This is a genomic window from Burkholderia sp. SIMBA_062 (assembly GCF_046534765.1).
Lineage (GTDB): Bacteria > Pseudomonadota > Gammaproteobacteria > Burkholderiales > Burkholderiaceae > Burkholderia > Burkholderia ambifaria.
On record NZ_JAWRYD010000018.1, the window covers coordinates 1 to 24,843 of the forward strand.

The following is a 24,843-nucleotide window of genomic DNA, read 5'->3' on the forward strand; positions in this document are numbered from 1 at the left end:
TAGACAAGAATCATGCCGGTGATCCTAACCCGTGGAAGAAGCTGCCTGTCAACAGCACTCCTTTCCTTCCCGCCATCGATGGCGGGGTTTCTCGGAGCAAATTCTGATGAACGCACCGATTCCCGCCGCGGCGCTGCACGCGACGCCCTGGAGTGCGCAGGAGTTCGAGGCGCGCCTGCGCGCGCTCGAATCGCGCTACCACATCCATCATCCGTTCAACCGGCGCCTGAATGCCGGCGCATGCTCGCCGGCGCAGATCCGCGGCTGGGTCGCGAACCGCTTCTACTACCAGATCAGCATTCCGCTGAAGGATGCGGCGATCCTGTCCAATTGCCCGGACCGCGATACGCGCCGGCTGTGGGTCGAGCGGATTCTCGATCACGATGGTCACGGCGGCCAGGAAGGCGGGATCGAGGCATGGGCGCGGCTCGGCGAAGCGGTCGGCATCGAGCGCGCGGAACTGTGGTCGCTCGCGCACGTGCTGCCCGGCGTGCGGTTCGCGGTCGACGCGTACGTCAATTTCGCGCGGCATGCGCCGTGGCAGGAAGCCGTGTGCTCATCGCTGACCGAGATGTTCGCGCCGCAGATCCATCTCGACCGGCTCGCGGGCTGGCCGTCACACTATCCATGGATCGAGGCGGACGGGCTGCAGTATTTCCGCAGTCGCGTGCCGCTCGCGCAGCGCGACGTCGAGCACGGGCTCGCGGTGACGCTGAACCATTTCACGACACCGGACGCGCAACGGCGCGCGCTCGACATCCTGTCGTTCAAGCTGGATGTGCTGTGGTCGATGCTCGACGCGATTGAAAAGGCGTACCCCGCATGAACTCCAACGACGTCGTCAGCGGCGTGCCGCTGCGCCCCTCGCTGAGGGGCATGTACCGCCTGCAGTGGGAGGCGGCCCAGGATGCGTATGTGCTCCTGTATCCGGAAGGCATGGTCCGGCTCAATCCGAGCGCGGGCGAGATCCTCGCGCGCTGCGACGGCACGCGCGAGCTCGACGACATCATCGACGAACTCGAGCGGCTGTTCAGCACGTCGGACCTCGCGTCGGACGTCTATCGCTTCCTCGATCATGCGCGACTGCGCGGCTGGCTCGACTGACATGGACACGACACTCGCTCCGACCCGGCCGTCCACGCCGCTGTGGCTGCTGGCCGAACTCACGTACCGCTGTCCGCTGCACTGCGCGTTCTGCTATAACCCGGTCGATTTCGCGACGCACGGCGCCGAACTCGATACCGACGCATGGCGCACGGTGATCAGCGACGCGCGCGCGCTCGGCGCCGCGCAGATCGGCTTTTCCGGCGGAGAGCCGCTGCAGCGCGACGACCTGGAGGTGCTGGTCCAGCATGCGCGGTCGCTGGGTTTCTATACCAACCTGATCACGTCGGGCGTGGGCCTGAACGCCACGCGCATCGACCGGCTCAAGGCGGCCGGGCTCGATCATATCCAGCTGTCGCTGCAGGATTCGACGCGCGAGCTGAACGATTTCCTGACCAGCACGCGCACCTTCGACCTCAAGCGCGACGTCGGACGGCTGATCAAGGCGCACGGCTATCCGATGGTGCTGAACTGCGTGCTGCACCGGTACAACCTGCCGCACGTCGGCCAGATCATCGAGATGGCGCTCGACCTCGGCGCGGATTTTCTCGAGCTCGCGAATACGCAGTACTACGGCTGGGCGATGCTGAATCGCGACCAGCTGATGCCGACCGCCGAACAGCTGCGCGAAGCCGAGGAAACGGTCAACCGCTACCGCAAGCTCGTCGGCGAGCGATGCAAGATCCTGTTCGTCGTGCCCGACTACTTCGAGCAGCGGCCGAAGGCCTGCATGAACGGCTGGGGCTCGGTATTCCTCGGCGTCGCACCGGACGGTACCGCGTTGCCGTGCCACGCCGCGCGCGGGTTGCCCGGCCTCGTGCTGCCGAACGTGCGCGACCGGTCGCTGAAGGAGATCTGGTACGACAGCGACGCGTTCAACGCGTTTCGCGGCGACGGCTGGATGCGCGACCCGTGCCGCACCTGCGACGAGCGCCATGTGGATCATGGCGGATGCCGGTGCCAGGCGTACATGCTGGCGGGCGATCCGGCGGAGGCCGATCCGGTCTGCGCGAAGTCCGCGCATCATGGCCGGGTCGAGCAGGCCGTGCAATTCGCGCGGCGGGCGGAGCGGCAGGACGAGCGTCCGCTGATCTTTCGCAGTGTGGCCAATTCGATCGGGCGCTGAGCGGGACGGGATTCGTGATCGGCGTGCGTCACTTGCTCGACCGTTTCGCCGATTGCCGCGCGGCCTGCTCGAGCAACGCCGCGAACGCCGCTTCGTCCGCACGCAGCCCTCTCGGCGTGCGGCGCACCTCCAACGTCGCGAGCAACCCGGCCTCGAACGTATCGAGCACCACCGGATGGATGTAGCAGCGCCGGCACACGGCCGGCGTGTTGCGCAAGATGTCGGCGACGGTCCGCACCGTTTCGACGATCTGCTTGCGTGCATCCGTGACGCCCTGATGCGGGACGCGCCTCAGCAGCGCAAGCGCCTGAACGCTGCCCGCCCACGTCCGGTAATCCTTCGCGGTGAACTCCGCGCCCGCGGCATCGCGCAGATAGTCGTTCACGTCGGACGAGCCGACGGAATGACGTACGCCGTCGTCGTCCAGATACTGGAACAGCTCGTGCCCCGGCAGATCCGCGCAGCGCCGCACGATCCGGCCGATGCGTGGGTCCTCGACGGTCACGTCGTGTTCGATGCCGCTCTTGCCGGTGAAGCGCAGGCGCACCTGTCCCGGCCGGATCGTCACGTGGCGCTTGCGCAGCGTCGTCAGCCCATACGACGCGTTCTCGCGCGCATACTCGGCGTTGCCGATCCGCGCGAGCGTCGTGTCGAGCAGCCGCACGATCGTCGCGACGATCTTGTCGCGCGGCATCCCGGGTAGCGCGAGATCGCGGTCGACACGCGCACGGATGCGCGGCAGCGCGCGGGCGAATGCCGCCATCCGCGCGTACTTGTTCGCGTCGCGCGTCTCGCGCCACAGCGGGTGATAACGATATTGCTTGCGGCCACGTGCATCGCGGCCGGTCGCCTGCAAATGGCCGTTTCGGTCCATGCAGATCCAGACGTCGGTGTACGCGGGCGGAATCGCGAGCGCATTGATGCGGGCGATTTCGTCGGCGTCGCGGATCCGTACACCGTCCTTCGTGTAGTACGCGAAACCGTTGCGCAGCCGCCGACGCGTGTAGCCGGGGCGGCGATCGTCGACGTGGCGCAGCGGCGCGACCGAACTCGCGACGGCGGCTGCAAGGGCTTCGGCGGCACCGCGGGGCGTACGCGTCTTCATGCTGCGATGCGCCAATCGATCGGAACATCCAAGCGCAGCGGGCTGCGTTCATGCATGGCGGGCATTGTTGTTCTCCTCGTTGCAGGCGGGCCGCCCGCGATGCGCGAGCGGTCCTGCCAGCGCGGCAGCAAGATTCGTGCGCCGGCGACGGATTTGCGGCCGAGCCGACTTCGCGGGTTCCGCGTTGCCTGCACGACGACCGCCGCCGCGATCGCCAAAACGCAGCGGACGCCGGTCCAGGCCGCGCCCCGCCCACCCCCGGATGCAGCGGCACCTCACCCCCTTAGGTGTTTATACGTATGCCGATACCGATATCGCTTCAATCCAAGATTTCATTGGAAGGTTATCGGACTTGTTCCTAGACTGATCCGGGGCATGCATACCGGGTTGGCGCGCAAGCGCCGGCCGGCCAGCCCCGCACCGCATCCGCGCCACGCAGAATCAGAACAGCGCAGCACAGCACCGCGCAAGGCCGGCGCAGCGGCATACAACGACACCATCGGAGACGGACCATGACATTCATCAGGAAGCTGGCGGTCGGCGCGATCGTCGCCGCGGCGACGGTGCTGGCCACCGGCGCGCACGCGCAGCAAAAACCGATCACGCTCGGGTTCTCGCAGGTCGGCGCGGAGAGCGCGTGGCGCACGGCGAACACCGTGTCGGTGAAGAGCGCGGCGAAGGACGCCGGCATCAACCTGAAATTCTCGGACGCGCAGCAGAAGCAGGAGAACCAGATCCGCGCGATCCGCTCGTTCATCGCGCAGAAGGTCGACGTGATCGCGTTCTCGCCGGTCGTCGAGTCGGGCTGGGAGCCGGTGCTGAACGAAGCGAAGGCCGCGCATATCCCGGTGATCCTGACCGATCGCGGCGTCGACGTGAAGGATCCGTCGCTGTACGTGACGATGATCGGCTCCGACTTCCTGGAGGAAGGGCGGCGCGCCGGCCACTGGATGGAAGAGCGCTACAAGAACGACGCGGGCCCGATCAACATCGTCGAGCTGCAGGGCACGGTCGGCTCCGCGCCGGCCAACGATCGCCGCGCGGGCCTGCTGGAGGTGATCAAGAGCAATCCGAAGTTCAAGGTGATCGCGTCGCAAAGCGGCGACTTCACGCTCGCCGGCGGCAAGCAGGTGATGGAAGCGTTCGCGAAGACCTACGGCAAGCAGATCAACGTCGTCTATGCGCACAACGACGACATGGCGCTGGGCGCGATCCAGGCGATGGAAGAAGCCGGCATCAAGCCCGGCAAGGACGTGAGCGTCGTGTCGTTCGATGCGACCAAGGGCGGCTTCCAGGCGATGGTCGCCGGCAAGATCAACGTCGACGTCGAATGCAGCCCGCTGCTCGGCCCGCAGCTGATGACGGCGGTGAAGGACGTGGTCGCCGGCAAGCCGCTGCCGAAGCGCATCGTCACGAACGAGACGGTGTTCCCGATGAACGTCGCGGCGCAGGTGCTGCCGACCCGCAAGTACTGAGCGCCCCCAAACCTGTCGCTTCGCGACAGGCCCCCCGACGGGGGCAATCCCCCAAGGGGACTTCGTACCGGGCGGAAAACTTGGGGCGGCCCGGTGTTTTCTTGAGAGTCCCGACGGACGCGGGCGGCGGCGCGGGCCGCCGCCGTCCGGCAACCGCTTCGAAGCGAGGGCGTTCCATGACGAATCCGCCGGTGGTCGAGATGATCGGCATCGACAAGGCATTTCCCGGTGTCCACGCGCTGCAGCGTGTGAACTTCCGGCTGTTTCCGGGCGAGATCCATGCGCTGATGGGCCAGAACGGCGCGGGCAAGTCGACGCTGATCAACGTGCTGACCGGCGTGCATGCGCACGACGCGGGCGAGATTCACGTCGGCGGGGCGCCGGTGCGCTTCGCCGCGCCGCGCGAGGCCGAGGCGGCCGGGATCCAGACGCTGTACCAGGAAGTGAACCTGTGCGCGAACCTGTCGGTCGCCGAGAACATCTTCGCGGGCCGGCAGCCGAGGCGGCGTGGCGCGATCGACTGGAAGACGATCCATGCGCGTGCACGCGACGCGCTCGCCGAACTCGACCTGTCGCTCGACGTCACGCGCTCGCTCGACGCGTATCCGATTGCGGTGCAGCAGATGGTCGCGATCGCGCGGGCCGTGTCGGTCGACGCGCGCGTGCTGATTCTCGACGAGCCGACGTCGAGCCTCGACGACGGCGAGGTCGCGCGGCTCTTCGACGTACTGCGCCGGCTGAAGGCGTCGGGCATCGCGATCCTGTTCGTCACGCATTTCCTCGAACAGACCTATGCGGTGTCCGACCGGATCACGGTGATGCGCAACGGCGAGCGCGAAGGCGAGTATCTCGCGCGCGACCTGCCGGTCGACAGCCTGGTCGCGAAGATGACCGGCCGCGCGCCGATGTCCGGCACGCTGCAGGCGGGCGCCGCGGCCGTGCAGCGCGATGCCGGCGCGGCCGCGCCGTTCCTGTCGATGCAGCAGGTCGGCCGGCGCGGGATGATGAGCCCGCTCGATCTCGACGTGCGGCCCGGCGAAATCGTCGGGCTGGCCGGGCTGCTCGGCTCGGGGCGCACGGAAACCGCGCGGCTCGCATTTGCCGCGGAGCGCACCGACACCGGTGCGATCGAGATCGACGGCGCGCGCACGCGGCTCGCGTCGCCGCACGACGCGGTGCGCAACGGGATCGCGTATTGCCCGGAGGATCGCAAGAAGGAGGGAATCGTCGCCGCGCTGTCGATCCGCGAGAACATCGTGCTCGCGCTGCAGGCGCGGCGCGGCTGGTGGCGGCTGATCAGCCGCGCGCGCCAGCGCGAGCTCGCCGATACCTACATCGCGCGGCTCGGCATCAAGGCGCGCGACGCGGAGCAGCCGATCGGGCTGCTGTCGGGCGGCAACCAGCAGAAGGTGCTGCTCGCGCGCTGGCTCGCGACGGAACCGAAGCTGCTGATTCTCGACGAGCCGACCCGCGGCATCGACGTCGCCGCGAAATTCGACATCATGGAGCGCGTGCTCGCGCTGTGCGCGCAGGGGCTCGCCATCCTGTTCATCTCGTCGGAGATCAGCGAGGTGGTGCGCGTGAGCCACCGGATCGCGGTGCTGCGCGACCGGCGCAAGGTCGCCGAACTGAGCGGCGCCGACGCGTCGGAGGAACACGTGTACCAACTGATCGCGGGAGGCCGGTCATGATGCGGCTACACACGTTGCTTCGCCATCCGCTCGTGTGGCCGGTGCTGACGCTCGCGCTGCTGCTCGCGCTCGACGTCGCGCATCGGCCGGGCTTCCTGTCGATCGCGCTGCTCGACGGCCACCTGTTCGGCGCGCCGATCGACATCCTCAACCGCGCGGCGCCGCTCGTGATCGTGTCGCTCGGGATGACGCTCGTGATCGCGACGCGCGGGATCGACATCTCGGTCGGTGCGATCGTCGCGATCGCCGGCGCGGCCGCGGCGATCGTGCTCGACGGCGATCCGTCGCGGCTCGGCATGGCGCTGGCCGCCGCACTCGGCGTCGGGGTGCTCGCCGGCGCGTGGAACGGCGTGCTCGTCGCGTTCGTCGGGATGCAGCCGATCATCGCGACGCTGATCCTGATGGTCGCCGGACGCGGCATCGCGCAGTTGCTGACCGGCGGGCAGATCATCCCGATCGGTGCGCCCGGCTACCTGGAGATCGGCGGCGGCTATCTCGCGGCCGTGCCGTGCTCGGTGTGGATCGCGATCGCGACGATCGCGGCGACCGCGCTGCTGGTGAACCGCACCGCGCTCGGCCTGTTCATCCGCGCGATCGGCGTGAATCCGGTCGCGACGCGGCTCGTGGGGCTGCGCGCCGGCGCGGTCGTGTTCGGCGTGTATCTGTGTTCCGGCGTGATGTCGGCGCTCGCGGGCATCCTCGCCAGCTCGAACGTGCGCAGCGCCGACGGCAACAACGCGGGGCTGCTGCTCGAGCTCGACGCGATCCTCGCGGTCACGCTCGGCGGCACGTCGCTGCTCGGCGGCCGTTTCAGCCTTGCCGGCTCGGTGCTCGGCGCGCTGATCATCCAGACGCTCACCTACACGACCTATTCGATCGGCGTGCCGCCGGAGGCGACGCTCGTCGTGAAGGCGATCGTCGTGATCGTCGTGACGCTGATCCAGTCGGACGCGGCGCGCGCGCTGGTGATCCGGCACGCGTCGCGGCTGCTGCCTTCCGCGCGTTCGCGCGCCACCACCGGAGCCACGCCCCGATGAACCGATTCCTCGCCCGGCTCGCCGACCCGCGCACGCTGCCGATCGTCGTGACGATCGTGCTGTTCGCCGCGCTGTTCGGCTTCGGATCCGTGATGTACACAGGCTTCTTCTCGATGCAGGTGTTGACCGGGCTGCTCGTCGACAACGCGTTTCTGCTGATCGTCGCGATCGGGATGACGTTCGTGATCGTGTCGGGCGGCATCGACCTGTCGGTCGGCTCGGTCGTTGCGCTGACAACGATCTTCTGCGCGGTCGGCGCCGAGCGGCTGCACTGGCCTGTGTGGGCGATCGTGCCGCTCGTGCTCGTGTTCGGCGCGCTGTACGGCGCGGCGATGGGCGCGCTGATCCATTACTTCCGGCTGCAGCCGTTCATCGTCACGCTGGCCGGGATGTTTCTTGCGCGCGGCGCGTGCTTCCTGATCACGACGCAATCGATCACGATCAACGAGCCCACGTTCCATGCGCTGGCGGGCATCAGCGTGCCGATCGGCGGCGGGACGCTGAGCGCGGGCGCGCTGATCGCGCTCGCGACGCTGGCCGCGGCGCTCTACGTCGCGCATTTCACGCGCTTCGGCCGCAACGTCTATGCGATCGGCGGCAACGAGCGCTCGGCGCTGCTGATGGGGCTGCCGGTCGCGCGCACGAAAGTCGGCGTGTATGCGCTGAGCGGCTTCTGTTCGGCGCTCGGCGGCGTGGTGTTCACGCTGTACGTGCTGTCCGGCTACGGGCTGCAGGCGCAGGGGATGGAGCTCGACGCAATCGCCGCGACGGTGATCGGCGGCACGCTGCTCACGGGCGGCGTGGGCTACGTGATCGGGTCGGTGTTCGGCGTCGGCATCCTCGGCACGATCCAGGTGCTGATCACGTTCGACGGCACGCTGAGCTCGTGGTGGACGCGGATCGTGATCGGCGCGCTGCTGTGCGTGTTCTGCCTGCTGCAGCGGGTGATCGAGCGGCATGCGGCGCGGCGGCGTACCGGCGGCACCGGGCTCGATCCGAAACGCCGCAAGCGCGAGGCCGCGCAGGTCAGGGCCGCCGCGGCGGGCGACGACGCGGCGCTGGTGTCGACGATGCGGCGGTTGTAACGACCGTCGCGTTCGTCTGCACGCACCTGCGATGGCGTGAGCGGCCCGCTGTCGCTGGCTTCATAAAGCGGCGCGACAGCAGCACGCCGCTGGCTATCACGCAGGCCTTGCCATGTCCGGCTCCGCATCGAACGACGCATCGACGATGCCCATCCGTTTCAGCGACTCGGCCAGCCGCTCGATCGCGTGCAGATCGAGCGCGTCGAGACGCTCGCGCATCGCCTGCACGAACGCGGCATGGCGCGGCGCGTGCGCATGTTGGCCGAGCCATTCCTCGATATCGGTGAGGCGGCCTTCGCTGGCGAGCACGGCCAACTCGTCGAGCGCACCCGGCGACGGGCAGCGCATCGCATGCGCGTCGCTCACCGGTTCGTCGGGTTCGACCGGCTCGGCCGGCCGCATCAGCGCCGACGCCGGGATCAGCGCATGCCCGATCGCCGGTGCGACGATCTGGAACGTGAACGACGTGCCGACGCCCGGCTGGCTCGACACGGAGAGTTCGCCGTTCATCGCGCCGACGATCCGCTGCGCGATGAACAGGCCGAGCCCGGTTCCGCCGTTCACCGCCTGAACCTGCTGGTAGGCGCGGAAGATGTCGGTCGTCTTGCCGATGTCGATCCCGATCCCGGTATCGGCGACCTCGAACACGATGCGCCACGCATGCTCCTGCGGATACGCGCCGACCGACAGCGTGACCGTGCCGTCGCGCGTGAACTTCGACGCATTCGACAGCAGGTTGAGCAGCACCTGTTGCAGCCGGATGCCGTCGATCGACAGCTTGCGCGGCAGCGGCGTCAGCGGCCGGTAGTCGAACCGGTTGTCCTGCTGCGAGCACAGCGCGAGCGCATAGTCGCCGATGTCGTTCAGCAGGCCGGGCAGATCGGTCGCGTCCGGCGAGATGCCGAGCGGCTGCAGCTCGGCCTTCGTGTATTGCAGCAACTCGTCGATCAGCGTGAGCTGGTAGCGGATGCTGCGGTCGATCGAGCGGATCAGCCGCGCCTGGCTGCGGGTCGCGCTCTGCAGCAGCAGCTTCGCGTAGCCGTTGATCGTCGACAGCGGCGCGCGCAGGTCATGGCTCACGTAGCCGAGCGTCTCGATCTTCTGCTGCATGTGCGTCCTCGCCTGGTGCAGCGCGTCGTTGAGCGCGACCGTGCGTTTCGCGACCTCGTCGCGCAGGCGATCCTGTTCGGTGAGCTGCCATTGCTCGAGCCGCTTCCGCGCCTCGGTGCGTTGACGGCCGACGTGGTGGACCCACGCGGCCAGCACCAGCAGGTGCGTGGCGAGCCCAATGATCGCGACCACCGGATTCGGATGGACGTCGGATTTCAGCCAGAGCAGCCAGGCCGGTATCGCATCGCGTCCGTCGAGCACGCGCACCAGCATGTTGAAGCTCGCGAACGCGACGGCGAGCAGCATCACGCGGCCGCTCGGCGTGCGCCGGATCGCGAAGGTCAGCGCGAGCCCGATGTTCACGACCGCCATCACGGTGTTCAACCGCAGGCAGAACCACGTGAAGGTGAGCAGGTCGCCGTACGCCGCGCCGGCCATGCCGATGCATTCGAGCGCGAAGAAGGCCATGTAGACGGCACGCATCGGCATGCTGGCCTTCTCGCGGTGCGCGACCATCAGGATGAATGCGATGAAGCAGGCGAGCGACAGATAGACGAAGATCACCTCGCCGCGTGCCGACCATTCGTACGCGCCGGGCCACAGATACATCACGGTATAGCCGCGGTACGTCGCTTCGAACAACGTCGTGCTCAGGGCCAGCACGGCCAGCACGACGAACACGCCGCTGCGCGAAAAGAATCCGATCAGCAGCGCGCACCAGACGAGTGCGAGCAGGCCGCCGAAGAAGCCGAAGTTCCACATCGCGGCGCGCAGTTCGTGCGCGTGCCATGCAGTGGGGGTGAACACGGACGGCGCGAGCCGCATTTCCTTGCGCGACGTGATGCGGATCAGCACAGGCAACCGTTCACCCGGGCGCAGCGTCGTGTCGAGCGTCGGGTATCGGGAAGCGGGATGGTCCGCGTCGTGGCGGTCGGCCGGGAAGCGCCCGGCGAGCGTCCACGCGCCGCCGCGCTCGACATAGAAGTCCGCGTGGTCGAGACGCGCGTCGCGGATCGCCAGCACCAGCGGGCGCTCGACGCTGTCGTGATTGACCAGCGTCGCGCCGACCCACCAGGCCGAGCGGGAAAACTCGACGTTGAACGACGGGCGCGCCGCGGACGCGGACACGCCGCGTGGCGCAGCCGCGAGTTGCGCGGCGATCTGGTCGACGGACATCGCGGCACCCGGATCCTCGACGATCGACACCGCGTCCAGTTGCGCGGGGTTTTCGGTCGCTTCGGCGCGGTGGGTCGCGCACGCGATCAGCGCCATCGCGAGCAGCAGGAAGGTGTGCCAGCCCGACGCGCGGCGCCTAGGCATCACGCGGGTGATCATGCGACGCGGGCAGGGCGTCGACCGCCGGACGCTGGCGCCGCCAGTCGGACGGCGTGATGCCGAACCGTTCGCGAAACGCCGTCGCGAAATTGCCCGGCGTCGAGAAGCCGATTTCCTCGGCGATGTCGCCGATCCCCATCGACGTCTCGGCGAGAAAGTGCTTCGCGGCGCGCAGCCGTGTGTCGCGCAGGTATTCGAACACGGTCTGGCCGAGATGATCGCGGAACACACGCGACAGCCGCTTTTCGTGCGTGCCGACCTGCCGCGCGAGTTCCTCGAGCGTCGGCGGATTGCGCAATTCGCGCAGCAGGACGTCGCTCGCCGCGCGCACCAGCGCGGCATCCGGATGGTCGGGAAGCTCGGGCAGGTGCGCGAACGGCTGGCTGCGCCGCGCGCGCTTCAGGTGATTGCGGATCCGCGCAATGACCTCGACCGGTTCGAACGGCTTCACGATGTAGTCGAGCGCACCGGTTTCGAGCCCCGCGATGCGATCCTCGAGATCGGCGGCGGCGGTCAGGATGATGACGGGTATGTTCTGCGTCGACGGCGTCGATGCCAGCAGGCGGCACGCGGCGAAGCCGTCCATGCGCGGCATCCGGACATCCATCAGGATCAGGTCGGGCGCGACGGCCTGCGCGCGGTGATAGGCCTGCAGGCCGTCGAATGCGACACTGATCCGGCATCGCGCCGAACGCAGGATCTCGGTCAAGAGCCGCAGGTCGTTCGGTCGGTCGTCTACGACAAGAATGTGTGCGCCAACGAGATCCGGCGTGGCGCGCAGCGACGCCGGACTGGACGAGCGGGATGACATGGTTGCGAACGCGTTGGGGAGGTAGGCCGGGGTCGGAATCGATGCATCTATGTGCACGATTGTTGCAAAAAATTATATGACGACAATAGCGCCTGCGGTGGGGTTTCCGTGCGCCGCGTGTGGGCATGTTTGACAGTGCGCGCAACCTTCATCGCAGCGCGGCCGCACCGGAAAAACGGGCTGGGAAAAAGTGCCGAACCGGATATTAAATGCCGGTCGTTATTGCCGATTTCAATTGGCATAAATGAAATTGGCCCGAATGATGAATCGAGTTGAAATGTGTCGTGCAGGCGGCCGATTTCCGGGTGGATCGCGTTCATCAATTCCGTGTCACCGTGATTAAATGTTTATCAATCTCTGGTTAAAAAATGCTTTCGCGTTTAAGTCGCCATGGATGCCGGAATGTATGAATGTAAATATCGTCCGGCCGGGAAAACACATTGTCCGCTCGGGAAAAGGTTCGAGCGCCGGAGTCCCGGCACACTAGGCCCGAGGCGGCTGGATCGGTTGTTCGGCAGAACGGCGTTCCACGCGAATTTCATTTGTCGCGGCGGCATGTTTGAGTGCGCAATATTCAATGTGACATTGAGTGCTGACAATCTCAAATTCCGGGATTCCGGTGCTGCGACGAGAGTCGGCACGAGGGCAATGCAAGCTTCCCACCCTTCGAATGGGTTGATATAAGAGATGAAGGGAAAGGCGTAGAACCTGTTGAGAGTGTGACATACAAGGCAACAAGAAATAGTCAAAGAAAGTCAGTCGATTAATTAGATGTAGGGGTCGTCCGGCCAATCGTCGTTTTTTCCGGAAATCCGGAATCTCCGGCGCGCGCCTGGATGGAAAGGGTGAGTGGTTCGCGTCGGTCGCCGGGCAGTTCGGTCCTGCAGGCGGCGCTCGCGCGGGCGCGCTCTCGAATCAGGCGGCACGGAAAACATGAATATGAAAGGCAGGGCAGATCACAGCACCGGTTCGCCCGAACCGGCGGCGGCTGTCAGCGTCCGCGGTCCGGCGGCGCATGCTTCATTCCCCGGGGCCGCACGACGTCCTCCTCCCCCTGAATGACACAGGACGGGCCGCCCGGCGGATTCGGCGCGGCTTTTGTCCACCGACGCTTCCTCATGAAACTCGAGTTCGCCGCCCACGGGCTGGCGCGACGGCGTGCGCACGCGCTTTTCCGCGCTGCGCCGCCCGGCATGCCGCCGCCCGATCGGCGAGCTCGACTTCCATGATTCGATAACCCGCGATCGTTGCCGTGCATCGTGTCGTCCGACACCGGCGGCGTGCGGTCGTGTGATCGCGACGTGTGATCGCGACGTGTGTCGCGCGTGTCGTGCAGAGCCGTTCAGCAGTTCAGTTAGGTATACGAAGCAAGTAGCGTGGCGTCGCGAGACGGGAGATAACGAAGGTGGAGACGGTCAGCTCCCGGCCGCGTTCGCTGTTGCGTCATCCAGCACATGTGAACCGAGGGAAAACAAGATGAACAAGTCGTTCAAGTCGATCTGGAACGAAGCACTGGGGGCGTGGGTTGCAGCGTCCGAGCTCGATCGCGCGCGCGGCAAGCGCGTGGCGTCGTCGAGGCGTGCGGGCGAGCATGCGGCAGACGCGGGCGCCGTCGCGGGTATCGCGACGAAGCCGGCGCTCTCGCCCAGGCGGCTCGTCGTGATGATGGCGGCCGCGTATCTCGGGCTGTTCCAGGCCGGTGCGCATGCGCAGTATTCGGCCGGTGGCGGCTCCGCGACGGGCGGCACCAGTTCGATCGCGGTCGGCAACGGTTCGCTTGCGACGCAGACGAATTCGACCGCGTTCGGCAACCTGTCGACGGCGGCGGGCGTGTCGTCCACGGCGATCGGCCCGGGTGCGCATGCGATGGCCGATGGCGGGACGGCCATCGGCATCAACGCGCAGGCGACCGGTGTCAACAGCGCGGCGCTGGGCGTGCAGGCGATCGGTTCGGGGGCTTACGCGGTTGCGATCGGCAATCTGTCGAACGCGACGCAAAGCGGTGCGGTGGCGATCGGTAGCGGTGCGACCGCGAACGGCCTCGCCGCGATCGGGCTCGGCAACAACGCGACCGCATCGGGCCAGTACGGGGCAGCGCTCGGCCTGGGCTCGGTCGCTGCGGGCGCGCAAAGCTTGTCGCTCGGCTTCATGTCCAATGCGACGAACACGGGCGCCGTTGCGGTCGGCAACCAGTCGACGGGTTCGGGGGCGGCGGCCGTTGCCGTGGGCAGCGGCGCGCTGGCTTCCGGAAACTCGGCGGTGGCGATGGGCGTCAACAGCGGTGCGAAGGGTACGTCGTCGATCGCCATCGGCTGGGGCGGCACCGCCGGCGTGCCGGGCTCGGGCACGCAGTCTCTCGGCACCAGTTCGATTGCGATGGGCTCGGGGACGACGGCCGGCGCGGACAACGCGCTCGCGTTCGGCCTGAACGCCAATGCATCGGGCCTCAGTTCGGTCGCGATGGGCGTGCAGTCGAGCGCGACGCAGCAGTATGCCGTTGCGCTCGGCAACCTCGCGCTCGCGACCGGTATCTCGGCGAGTGCACTCGGGCCGGGTGCGACGGCGTCCGCATTGAATTCGACGGCGATCGGCATCAACAGCGTGGCGGCGGCGACGTCGACCGTCGCGATCGGCGACAGCAACTCGGTCGCCGCGACCGCAGGTGCCGGCTCGATCGCCGGCGGCAACCTGTCGAAGGTCCTGGGCGGCACCGGCGCCGTCGCGCTCGGCTTTGGCCAGACCGTCAGCGGCAACGGCGCGGTCGCCATCGGCGACCCGAGCACCGCGATCGGCACGGGCGCGGTCACGGCCGGCTCGAACAACACCGCGAACGGCGACGGCGCGGTGGCGATCGGCAACTCGAACAATGCGCAAGGCATCGGCTCCGTCGCGCTCGGCAATACGTCGACGGCGGCAGCGGCGGGTACGGTGGCGTTCGGCGCGTCAGCCGTGGCGAACAATGCAAACGACGTCGCGCTCGGCTCCGGTTCGGTGACGGCCGCGCCGAACCCGACCGCGTCCGCGACGATCGGCGGCGTCACGTACAGCTTCAAGGGTATCAATCCGACGAGCGTCGTCAGCGTGGGCAACGTTGGCACCGAGCGCCAGATCACCAACGTCGCGGCCGGGCGCATCAGTCCGACGAGCACGGATGCGATCAACGGCTCGCAGCTCGATGCGACGAACCAGGCGGTGACTTCGCTGTCGACGTCGACATTGTCGAGCATCACGTCGTTGTCGACTTCGACGTCCACCGGCATCGGTTCGTTGTCGACCGGCCTGAGCTCGACCAACAGTTCGGTGACGTCGCTGTCGACGTCCACGTCGACGGGGCTGTCGTCGGCCAATAGCGCGATCACGTCGCTGTCCACGTCGACGTCGACCGGCATCAGCTCGCTGTCCACGGGCCTGAGCTCGACCAACAGCGCGGTGACGTCGCTGTCCACGTCGACGTCCACCGGCATCAGCTCGTTGTCGACCGGCCTGAGTTCGACGAACAGCGCGATAACGTCGCTGTCCACGTCGACGTCCACCGGCATCGGTTCGCTGTCCACCGGCTTGAGCTCGACCAACAGCGCGGTCACGTCGCTGTCGACGTCGACGTCCACGGGCATCGGCTCGTTGTCAACCGGCCTGAGTTCGACGAACAGCACGGTCACGTCGTTGTCGACGTCGACGTCCACCGGCATCGGCTCGCTGTCCACCGGCCTGAGCGCGACGAACAGCAACCTCACCTCGCTGTCGACCGCCACGTCGACGGGCATCGGCTCGCTGTCGACGGGCCTCAGCTCGATCGTGAACAACAACACCAATCTCGGCAACAGCACGGCCGGCGCGATCGGCGGCGGCTCGACCTACGACCCGACGACCGGCGCGATTTCGGCGCCATCGTACGTCACGTACAACAGCGACGGCTCGACCACGATCAACAACAACGTCGGCTCCGTGGTCGACAACATCAACGCGCACGGCATCAAGTATTTCCATGCGAACTCGACCGCGCCGGACAGCCAGGCGCTTGGCGTCGACAGCGTGGCGATCGGGCCGAACGCGATCTCGCGCGTGGACGGCAGCATCGCGCTCGGTTCGGGCTCGGTGGCCGATCGCGCGACGACGCCGTCGTCGGGCATCATCCGTAACGGCACCGCGGCGATCCCGTTCAACACGACGGACCAGACGCTGCTCGGCGCCGTGTCGGTCGGCGACGCGACGAACCGGACGTATCGCCAGATCACCAACGTCGCGGACGGCACCGGGCAGCAGGACGCGGTGACGGTACGGCAGCTGACGGGCGCGTTGCAGTCGTTCGCGGTCACGGGCCAGAAGTACTTCCACGCGAATTCGACGGCCGGCGACTCGCTCGCGGTCGGCGCGGAATCGGTCGCGGTCGGGCCGACGACGGTCGTGAACGGCGACAACGGCGTGGGCATCGGCAACGGCGCGATCGTCGACCAGACCGCACCCGGCGGCGTTGCGATCGGGCAGGCCGCGAGTTCCGCGCAAGCCGACGCGATCGCGCTCGGCAGCGGTGCGTCGGCCCTCGGCGCGCAGTCGGTCGCGCAGGGTGCCAATGCGTCGGCGGTCAGCGTGGGCAGCGTCGCGCTCGGCTCGGGTGCGCACAGCACCGCCACCGATGCGCTCGCGCTCGGCGCCGGCGCATCGGCGACGTTCGCGAACAGCGTCGCGCTGGGCGCGGGTTCGCTGACCACGGTCGGCGCGCTGACGAACTATGTCGCGTACGGCCTGAGCAGCCCGCAGTCGTCGGCCGGTGAAGTCAATATCGGCAACCGGCAGATCACCGGCCTCGCTGCGGGCAAGAACGGCACGGACGCGGTGAACGTGTCGCAGCTCGACTCGGTCGCGAATCAGTTGACGACGCTGATCGACCAACGCACGACCAATCTCGGCGGGCAGTACACGACGAACCCGCCCGGCGGCAATGTGCCGCCGGGGGCAAGCGGTTCGAATTCGTCGGCGGGCGGTTCGGGGGCGGTCGCATCGGGCTCGAACAGCACGGCGGTCGGCAACGCGTCGACGGCGTCCGGCAACGGCTCGACCGCGATCGGCGTCGGCTCGACCGCATCGGGCAACAACTCGACGGCGATCGGCGCGGGCAGCAACGACGGCGGCCGCTCGAACGTCGTTGCGGTCGGCTCCGCGGATTCGGCGCGGCAGGTGGTGAACGTCGCGGCGGGTACGCAGGGCACCGATGCGGTGAACGTGAACCAGTTGAATGCGGTCTCGAACCAGTTCACGCAGTCGTTGAACACGGTCAACAACCAGATCTCGCAGATGCAGCAGCAGATCCAGCAGACCGATTCGATGGCGCGTGAGGGGATTGCCGCGACGGCCGCGTTGGCGTCGATCCCGCACATGGACCGCGACTCGAACTTCGCGATGGGCGTCGGTACGGCGACGTTCCAGGGTCAGAAGGCCATGGCCGTCGGCGTGCAGGCGCGCCTCACGGAGAACCTGAAGGCGACGCTGAACGGCGGCTTCGCCGGCAGCCAGCGCGTCGTCGGCGCGGGCATGCTGTATCAGTGGAAGTAATCGCGCGCGGCGGTCCGTTCCGGCACGCGCTGCCGGCGCGGACCGCGTCGAACGCAACCGCACGCGGATGCGGCCGCGCCAACGCGCCGCACGCGCTGCGCCCATCGCATTTTCGGAGTAATCAAGTGAAAAACATCCATCTTGCCCTGCTGGCGTCCGTCGTTTCCCTCGCTGCCTGTTCGAGCGCGTCGGGGCCGACCTACAACGCATACGAATTGCAGCCCCGTGACGGCATCCGCACCTTCCGCGTCGATTGTCACGGCATCCTGTCGAGCGCGAAGACCTGCATGAAGGTCGCGACGCGCATGTGCGGCAACGAGGCCGTGCGCGTGGTCGATGCCACGACGCCGTATCGGGACGGCGCCGATCCGCACTCGATGGTGTTCCAGTGCGGCGCGGCACCCGCGCCGGTCGCCGCGGCCGCAGCGCCCGCGCCCGCCGCGCTCGAGAAGGTGAGCCTGACCGGCGATGCCTATTTCGCGACCGACTCCGCCGTGCTGACGTCGGCCGCCACCGCCGCGCTCGACAAGCTGCTGAACCAGCAAGGCGATCGGCATTTCGCGCGCGTGGCAGTGGACGGTTATACCGACGCGGCCGGCTCGGATGCGCACAACCAGTCGCTGTCGAAGCGTCGGGCCGATGCGGTCGCGGCGTATCTGCGGGAACACGGACTGAAGGCGGATTCGTTTGCCGCAACGGGGCATGGAGAAGCCAATCCGGCGGCATCGAACGATACCGTCGAAGGGCGCGCGCGCAATCGCCGGGTGGAAATCTCGCTGCAGAAGTAAGACGTGGCGACCGGGTCGCCGCACGCGTGGCCGTCGAAACCGGACGGCTCGCTTGCGGCGGCGGTGCCTGGCGCGGACGCAGGACGTCGACGAAGGCAATGCGTCACGCGGTGCGTGCGCGCGGTTGCCGTCGTCGTCGCATGGGCGACGCCGCCGCCTGGCGATGTGCGTCCGGCACGCGGGTCATTCGCCCGCACCAATCAGCCGATCAGTGCCGGATCACGCAGACGGCCACGATTTCGTATCCGGGGTCGGCATGCGTATTTGCCGCCTTTTCGGCTTCCTCATACGAACCGAAGGAGGTGGCATTTTCAATCGCCGGTGCCATGCCGATATCGCCGTCCTCGGCAGTGCAGAGGAACTGCTCGCCGGTCTTCACGACGTACACGGACATCATGATTCCCTCCAGGGTTTGCAGGGGGAAATACCAGTCTAGCAGGCAGACGTGCACAATACCGGCATGCGAGCCCCCGACCTTGAATGCCTTGTCACCGTTACCATGCCCTTCGGAAAATACAAGGGCCGACTCCTTGCCGACCTGCCCGGCCCTTACCTGAACTGGCTGGCCCGCGAAGGATTCCCGCGCGGCGAACTCGGCCGACAGCTCGCGCTGATGCACGAGATCGACCATAACGGTCTGAGGGAACTGCGGGCGCCCCTGCGCAAACCCGGCTATCCAGCCGCCGATGCTGACATAAAATAACAAAAGGCTCTGTCGCGGATAAACCGCTGGCAAAAAGAGGGGTGCCAACATGAGACGCCTTTATTTTCTCGTACCCGATACGCAGATGGCGAAGGCGATCGTCGATGACTTGCTGCGCGCTCGCATCATCTGGCGCCATATCCATGTTCTCGCCGATCACAGCGTCACACTCGATCAGTTGCCCGAAGCATCTCTGCTGCAAAGCAGCGATGTCGTGCACGCGCTCGAGCGCGGCGTCGCACTCGGCGGCGCGACAGGCGCGTTGATCGGTCTCGTCGCGCTGGTATTCCCTCCCGCGGAGCTCGTGATCGCGGGCGGCGCCGTCGTCGCATTGACGGTCGCGGGCGCAGGCTTCGGCGCGTGGACGGCCGCGATGATCGGCATTGCCGAACCGAATGGGCGACTCGCGCGCTTTCGCGAGGCCATCCGGGAAGGCCAGATCCTGATCATGGCCGACGTTCCACCGCTGCGAGAGGAGGAAATCGCACAGATGGTGGCCCAGCATTTTCCCCAGGCGGATCTGGAAGGCGGCGAGCCCACCACGCCGATCTTCCCCTGACACGCGAAAACCGGCACACGCGAACATCTGCGCTCATCGACGCGATTCGTCGGACGCGTGTTCGCGTTGCCGCGACCGTGGGCTGCATTGCGGTGCGTTTCGACGTGGCCGCCCGTGGCGTTGCCGAATCGCGGGGGAACGTGTCGCGGTGCATTGCGCCGGCTGCGGGTCCGGCGCTTCCGAATCGCACACGGAACATACTTTTTGACGCGAAGGGCGCGTTCTGAACCTGAGTGCTGAAGCTGAACCGTCAGCAAGGAGGTCATATGGAACTGCACATGCAATCGCACCATTGGGAACGGCGCACGCCGGACTGGGTATCCGCTGCCGTGGCCGGCCTGGCGGGCGGTGCGCTGGTGATCGCGCTGGAATTCTTCTGGTCGACGCTGGTGCTCCATGAAAGCCCGTGGCGACCGACCCACAAGATCGCGGCGATGGTGATGGGCCGCGGTGCGCTCAGCCAGTTGTCGCAATTCAGCCTCGAAATCGTCGCGATGGCGCTGCTGCTGCACTACGTGCTCGGCGCGATCATGGGAATGATGCTCGCCGCGATCATGGCGCCTTTCCGGTTCGATTCGAGCGTGGGCATGGAGGCGGTGATCGGGCTGGCCTTCGGACTCGTCGCGTATGCATGGAACTTTTATGTGATGACGGCCGTGTTCCCGTGGTTCATCTCGGAGCGCGGTTCCGGCCCCTTGCTGGCGAACCTGCTGTTCGGCGTGGTTGCGGCCGTCGCCTATGGCCAATTGGAGCGATGGCGCAGGCCGAGCAGGATGGACTGACGCGCCGGCGCTGAACCTCCATCGGCCCCGGTAGACGGCCGCGTCGGCAATCCCTGCCAGAGGCGGCCGTTTTTGCATGGCGTCGCAGCATGCGACGGCGCCGTTCGCGCGGTTCGTGCGCGGCATGCGCTTGCGTGTTTCGCCGCCTTGCACGATGCAGGGCAGAGGACTACCTTTTCTTAAGAGCCGTCGTGGGCAACGCGTCGCGAAGCGGTCCCGGCCCAGGTGCCGGCGCGGACGATACGACGAATGCGAAACGCGCCGACGCGGCGCGACGACGCCAGCAGCGTCGTGTCGACGGCTCGAGTGCGTGACACGCAGCGAGGCGGCCTATGGCCCTTGCGATTGCTCTGGTCCTGATCATCGCAGTGGCGGTGGGGTTTCACTTTGCCAGTCCGTGGTGGATCACGCCGATCGCATCGAACTGGGTGCGCATGGACGACATGCTGACGATCACGCTCGTCATCACCGGCGCGTTCTTCATCGCGATCAACCTGTTCATGGTGGTCGCACTGCTGCGCTACCGCCATCGCAGCGGTCGTCGCGCGGCCTACGAGCCGCACAACAAGCGGCTCGAATGGTGGCTGATCGGCTTGACCTCGGTCGGCGTGGCCGCATTGCTGGCACCGGGGCTCTTCGTCTATGCGGACTACGTACGACCGCCGCCCAAGGTGCTGCAGATGGAAGTGCTCGGCCAGCAATGGCAATGGCGCTTTCGCTTTGCCGGCCCCGCCGGCAAGCTGGGCACAACGGACGTGCGCTACATCAGCGACGCCAACCCGTTCGGCCTGAACCCCGGCGACCCGAACGGCCGCGACAACTATCTGATCGACACGCCCGAGGTGCACTTGCCGCTCAATCGGCCGGTGCAGGTGCTGACACGGTCGCGCGACGTGCTGCACGACTTCTACGTGCCGCCGTTCCGCGCGCGGATGAACATGGTGCCCGGCATGGTGACCACCTTCTGGTTCACGCCGACCAAGGCCGGGCGTTACGACATCCTGTGCGCGCAGCTCTGCGGCATCGGGCACGCGAACATGCGCGGCGTGGTGGTGGTGGAAGACGAAGCCTCGTTCTCGCGCTGGCTCGCGCGCCAGCCCACGTTCGCGCAGCGGCAGCAGGCGAACGTGCAGGCCGCACCGGCCGCCGCGGGCGGCAGCGCTCAGGCGCTGGCCGACCAGGGCAAGGCGCTCGCGGCGGCCAAGGGCTGCATCGCCTGCCATACCGTGGACGGCACGCCACGCGTGGGCCCCACGTGGAAGGGCCTCTACGGCAAGACCGAAACGATGGCCGACGGCAGTACCGCGAAGGTGGACGACGCCTATCTGCGCGCGTTCATCAGCAACCCGACCGCCCGCGTCGTGAAGGGTTTCTCGCCGATCATGCCGCACTTCGACCTGAGCGATCAGGAACTGGCCGCACTGGTGGCCTATATCAAGGCGCAAGGCGGGCCGGACGCCAGCAGCGCGGCGCAGCGCTAGCGGAGCACACCTCATGACCTACGCGCATTCCGATCACGTCCCGCACAGCTTCTGGACCCGCTACGTGTGGAGCCAGGACCACAAGGTCATCGCCGTGCAGTATGCGCTGACGGCGATCGCCATCGGCCTCGTCGGCCTGGTGTTGTCGAACCTGATGCGGCTGCAGCTCGGCTTCCCGGGCAAGTTCGCGTTCATCGACGCGAACCACTACTACCAGTTCGTCACGATGCACGGAATGATCATGGTGATCTACCTGCTGACGGCGCTGTTTCTCGGCGGCTTCGGCAACTACCTGATCCCGTTGATGCTGGGCGCGCGCGACATGGTGTTCCCGTTTCTCAACATGCTGAGCTACTGGGTCTACCTGCTGGCCGTGCTGGTGCTGACGGCGAGTTTCTTCGTGCCGGGCGGGCCGACCGGCGCGGGATGGACGCTGTATCCGCCGCAGGCCATCCTGCCGGGCACGCCGGGCGTGGAATGGGGCATCGTGCTGATGCTGGTGTCGCTCGCGATCTTCATCGTCGCGGCGACGATGGGCGGCTTGAACTACGTCACCACCACGCTGCAGGCGCGCACGCGCGGCATGACGCTGATGCGCATGCCGCTCACGGTGTGGGGCATCTTCACCGCGACCATCATGGCGCTGCTGGCGTTTCCGGCGCTGTTCGTGTCGGCGGTGATGATGCTGTTCGACAAGACGCTCGGCACCAGCTTCTTCGTGCCGGCCGTGGTGTCGATGGGGCAGGCGCTCAACCATGCCGGCGGCAGCCCGCTGCTGTTCCAGCACCTGTTCTGGTTCTTCGGGCATCCGGAGGTCTACATCGTCGCGCTGCCGGCGTTCGGCATCGCGTCGGACCTCATCAGCACGCACGCGCGCAAGAGCATCTTCGGCTACCGGATGATGGTGTGGGCGATCGTCATGATCGGCGCGCTGAGCTTCGTGGTCTGGGCCCACCACATGTTCATCGCCGGCATGAATCCGTACTTCGGCTTCTTCTTCGCCACCACCACGCTGATCATCGCCGTGCCGACCGCGCTGAAGGTCTACAACTGGGTGCTGACGCTGTGGCGCGGCGATATCCACCTGACCGTGCCGATGCTGTTCGCGATCGGCTTCATCAGCACCTTCGTCCTCGGTGGGCTGACCGGGCTCTTTCTCGGCAACGTGAGCGTGGACATTCCGCTGTCGAACACGTACTTCGTGGTCGCGCACTTCCATATGGTGATGGCCGTGTCGCCGATCCTGGTGGTGTTCGGCGGCCTCTACCACTGGTATCCGCTGGTGACGGGCCGCATGCTGAACGACACGCTCGGGCGCCTGCACTTCTGGTTCACGTTCGTCGGCACCTATGCGATCTACTTCCCGATGCACTATCTCGGCGTCCTCGGCATGCCGCGACGCTATTACGCGTATGAAGGCTACAGCTTCATTCCGCATTCGGCGCAGACGCTCAACGCCTTCATCACCGTCGTTGCGCTGATCGTCGGGGTGGCGCAGCTGCTGTTCCTGTTCAACCTCGCGTGGAGCCTCGTGCGCGGCAAGCGGGCCGACGGCAATCCGTGGCGGGCCACCACGCTGGAATGGCAGACGCCGCAAACGCCGCCGGCGCACGGCAACTGGGGCGCCGCGCTCCCGGTGGTCTATCGCTGGGCATACGAATACAGTCCGCCGGGGCAGACCGAAGACTTCGTCCCGCAAAACCGGCCGCCCGCGACGGCGCCCGAGCCTGCGCCGGCCCGGCCGACGCTTCACTCCGGCGAGGCACACGAATGACCACGCTACCGCGCCCCTTCGTTCCCGACGCGCAACCGGTCGTGCCCAATGCGGGCCGCACGGGCCTGATCGTCTTCATGGCGGTGGCTACGACCTTGTTTTCGCTGCTGCTGCTCGCCTACGGGATGCGCATGCGCGAGCCGGACTGGCAACCGATCCCGCATCCGGTGCTGCTGTGGTGGAACACCGGTGCGCTGGTGCTGGCCAGCATCGCGATGCAGCGTGCCCGGCGGATGACCTTGCACCGCGCGGCGTGGCTGGTATCCGGCGGGTTGCTGGCGGCGCTGTTCGTGATCGGGCAACTGACCGCCTGGCGCATGCTGTCCGCCGCCGGGCAGACCGTCACCGTCAATCCTTCCAACAGCTTCCTGTACCTGCTCACCGGCCTGCACGGGTTGCATGTGCTGGGCGGGCTGGCGGCCTGGGTCGTCACGATCGCGCTTCTGCGGCGAGCGGACCCGTTCCGGGTCCAGCGCGCCATTGCGCTGTGCGCGACCTACTGGCATTTCCTGCTGGCTGTCTGGCTCGTGCTGCTGGCGGCGATGTGGTGGATGACCCCCGCGATCGTCGCCGCCATCTGCGGGCCGCTGTATGGAGCCGCGCCATGACCGTGCCCACGCTCCCCACCGGATCATCCGTCGGCGAATCGGCCGACATTGCCCCCGCCGATGCCGGGCCTGACGGCTGGCGCGGCATCGTCACCGACTGGGCGGGCGACCGCGAAGCCTTCAAGGTGCCGTGGGGCAAGGCGATGATGTGGATCTTCCTGCTGTCGGACACCTTCGTCTTCAGCAGTTTCCTGATCGGCTACATGTCGGTGCGCATCTCGACCACGGCGCCGTGGCCCGACACGTCCAAGGTATTCGGGCTCACGGTGGGCGGCGTGGACGTGCCGTTGCTGCTGATCGCGATCATGACGTTCATCCTGATCAGCAGCAGCGGCACGATGGCGATGGCCGTCAACTTCGGCTACCGGCGCAACGCCAGGCGCGTCGCCGCGCTGTTGCTGGCGACCGCGCTGCTCGGCGCGGCCTTCGTTTCGATGCAGGCACTCGAATGGACCAAGCTGATCGTCCATGAAGGTATCCGCCCGTGGGGCAACCCGCTGGGGGCGGCGCAGTTCGGCGCGTGCTTCTTCACGATCACCGGCTTCCACGGCTTTCACGTGACGTGCGGCGTGATCTACCTGCTGCTGATCGCACGCAAGGTGCTGCAACCGGGGTTCACCGAGCACGGCAACTTCCAGATCGTCGAGATTGCCGGCCTGTACTGGCACTTCGTCGACCTGGTGTGGGTGTTCATCTTCGCGCTGTTCTATTTGTGGTGA

Annotated in this window: 21 protein-coding genes; 16 read left to right on the forward strand and 5 right to left on the reverse strand. The window is 67.1% G+C overall.

Annotated elements, in window-relative coordinates; genetic code table 11:
- The first annotated feature begins 106 nt into the window (after window positions 1-106).
- The 3 genes from pqqC to pqqE are packed head-to-tail and all read left to right on the forward strand — an operon-like array spanning window position 107 to window position 2,230.
- The gene (gene pqqC, locus SB786_RS20350) at window positions 107-826 is read left to right on the forward strand and encodes a pyrroloquinoline-quinone synthase PqqC (protein WP_410729035.1); all 720 of its coding nucleotides are present in this window, start codon (window positions 107-109) and stop codon (window positions 824-826) included.
- Entirely contained in the window at window positions 823-1,104 is a 282-nt protein-coding gene (gene pqqD / locus SB786_RS20355; protein ID WP_012372245.1) for a pyrroloquinoline quinone biosynthesis peptide chaperone PqqD, read from the forward strand. Before pqqC ends, pqqD begins: the two co-directional genes overlap by 4 nt.
- Before the next feature lies 1 nt (window position 1,105).
- Entirely contained in the window at window positions 1,106-2,230 is a 1,125-nt protein-coding gene (pqqE, locus tag SB786_RS20360; protein WP_410729036.1) for a pyrroloquinoline quinone biosynthesis protein PqqE, read from the forward strand.
- A gap of 28 nt (window positions 2,231-2,258) precedes the next feature.
- Here the strand turns inward: pqqE and SB786_RS20365 are convergent, their stop codons facing one another.
- Entirely contained in the window at window positions 2,259-3,335 is a 1,077-nt protein-coding gene (locus SB786_RS20365) for a DNA topoisomerase IB (protein ID WP_410729037.1), read from the reverse strand.
- A 512-nt stretch (window positions 3,336-3,847) separates the two neighbouring features.
- On the opposite strand from SB786_RS20365, the gene SB786_RS20370 reads away from it, so the two are divergent.
- The 4 genes from SB786_RS20370 to yjfF all read left to right on the forward strand — a co-directional run bounded on the left by SB786_RS20370 (window position 3,848) and on the right by yjfF (window position 8,623).
- Window positions 3,848-4,810: an ABC transporter substrate-binding protein gene (locus SB786_RS20370; protein ID WP_410729038.1), complete on the forward strand. Its 963-nt coding sequence runs from the start codon at window positions 3,848-3,850 to the stop codon at window positions 4,808-4,810.
- A gap of 176 nt (window positions 4,811-4,986) precedes the next feature.
- Window positions 4,987-6,501, forward strand: a complete 1,515-nt coding sequence (locus tag SB786_RS20375) for a sugar ABC transporter ATP-binding protein (RefSeq protein WP_410729039.1) — start codon at window positions 4,987-4,989, stop codon at window positions 6,499-6,501.
- Complete coding sequence (locus tag SB786_RS20380; protein WP_410729040.1) at window positions 6,498-7,538, forward strand: ABC transporter permease; 1,041 nt, start codon at window positions 6,498-6,500, stop codon at window positions 7,536-7,538. The genes SB786_RS20375 and SB786_RS20380 overlap by 4 nt, the downstream gene beginning before the upstream one ends.
- Window positions 7,535-8,623, forward strand: a complete 1,089-nt coding sequence (yjfF, locus tag SB786_RS20385; protein WP_410729041.1) for a galactofuranose ABC transporter, permease protein YjfF — start codon at window positions 7,535-7,537, stop codon at window positions 8,621-8,623. Before SB786_RS20380 ends, yjfF begins: the two co-directional genes overlap by 4 nt.
- Before the next feature lie 96 nt (window positions 8,624-8,719).
- On the opposite strand, the gene SB786_RS20390 is transcribed toward yjfF, so the two are convergent.
- From SB786_RS20390 to SB786_RS20400, 3 genes are read right to left on the reverse strand one after another with little or no spacing between them, the layout of a single operon-like run.
- Window positions 8,720-11,053 carry a sensor histidine kinase gene (locus SB786_RS20390; protein WP_410729042.1) on the reverse strand — a complete coding sequence of 778 codons (2,334 nt, stop codon included), beginning with the start codon at window positions 11,051-11,053 and terminating at the stop codon, window positions 8,720-8,722.
- Window positions 11,046-11,879: a response regulator gene (locus tag SB786_RS20395; RefSeq protein WP_410729043.1), complete on the reverse strand. Its 834-nt coding sequence runs from the start codon at window positions 11,877-11,879 to the stop codon at window positions 11,046-11,048. Before SB786_RS20395 ends, SB786_RS20390 begins: the two co-directional genes overlap by 8 nt.
- 47 nt (window positions 11,880-11,926) lie before the next feature.
- On the reverse strand, window positions 11,927-12,199 hold the full coding sequence (locus SB786_RS20400) for a hypothetical protein (protein ID WP_410729044.1): 273 nt from the start codon (window positions 12,197-12,199) through the stop codon (window positions 11,927-11,929).
- Window positions 12,200-13,355: 1,156 nt separating this feature from the next.
- On the opposite strand from SB786_RS20400, the gene SB786_RS20405 reads away from it, so the two are divergent.
- Both SB786_RS20405 and SB786_RS20410 read left to right on the forward strand, forming a co-directional pair.
- Window positions 13,356-17,429: a YadA-like family protein gene (locus SB786_RS20405; RefSeq protein WP_410729045.1), complete on the forward strand. Its 4,074-nt coding sequence runs from the start codon at window positions 13,356-13,358 to the stop codon at window positions 17,427-17,429.
- Between the two features lie 125 nt (window positions 17,430-17,554).
- Window positions 17,555-18,217 (forward strand): OmpA family protein, encoded by a 663-nt coding sequence (locus SB786_RS20410; protein WP_410729046.1) that lies wholly within the window; start codon window positions 17,555-17,557, stop codon window positions 18,215-18,217.
- Between the two features lie 208 nt (window positions 18,218-18,425).
- Here SB786_RS20410 and SB786_RS20415 read toward each other — a convergent pair whose 3' ends face one another.
- A complete protein-coding gene (locus tag SB786_RS20415; RefSeq protein WP_006756519.1) occupies window positions 18,426-18,614 on the reverse strand; it encodes a hypothetical protein in 189 nt (62 codons plus the stop codon).
- A gap of 63 nt (window positions 18,615-18,677) precedes the next feature.
- Between SB786_RS20415 and SB786_RS20420 the strand changes: the two genes are divergently transcribed.
- The 7 genes from SB786_RS20420 (at window position 18,678) to SB786_RS20450 (ending at window position 24,843) form a co-directional block, all read left to right on the forward strand.
- A complete protein-coding gene (locus SB786_RS20420; protein WP_410729047.1) occupies window positions 18,678-18,920 on the forward strand; it encodes a DUF3820 family protein in 243 nt (80 codons plus the stop codon).
- 49 nt (window positions 18,921-18,969) lie between these two features.
- Entirely contained in the window at window positions 18,970-19,479 is a 510-nt protein-coding gene (locus tag SB786_RS20425) for a DUF1269 domain-containing protein (protein WP_410729048.1), read from the forward strand.
- A gap of 266 nt (window positions 19,480-19,745) precedes the next feature.
- Window positions 19,746-20,261 (forward strand): hypothetical protein, encoded by a 516-nt coding sequence (locus tag SB786_RS20430; protein ID WP_410729049.1) that lies wholly within the window; start codon window positions 19,746-19,748, stop codon window positions 20,259-20,261.
- A gap of 332 nt (window positions 20,262-20,593) precedes the next feature.
- Complete coding sequence (locus SB786_RS20435; protein ID WP_410729050.1) at window positions 20,594-21,742, forward strand: c-type cytochrome; 1,149 nt, start codon at window positions 20,594-20,596, stop codon at window positions 21,740-21,742.
- A gap of 13 nt (window positions 21,743-21,755) precedes the next feature.
- A complete protein-coding gene (gene ctaD / locus SB786_RS20440) occupies window positions 21,756-23,516 on the forward strand; it encodes a cytochrome c oxidase subunit I (protein WP_410729051.1) in 1,761 nt (586 codons plus the stop codon).
- Complete coding sequence (locus SB786_RS20445) at window positions 23,513-24,124, forward strand: cytochrome c oxidase subunit 3 (RefSeq protein WP_410729052.1); 612 nt, start codon at window positions 23,513-23,515, stop codon at window positions 24,122-24,124. Before ctaD ends, SB786_RS20445 begins: the two co-directional genes overlap by 4 nt.
- Window positions 24,121-24,843 (forward strand): heme-copper oxidase subunit III family protein, encoded by a 723-nt coding sequence (locus tag SB786_RS20450; RefSeq protein WP_410729053.1) that lies wholly within the window; start codon window positions 24,121-24,123, stop codon window positions 24,841-24,843. Before SB786_RS20445 ends, SB786_RS20450 begins: the two co-directional genes overlap by 4 nt.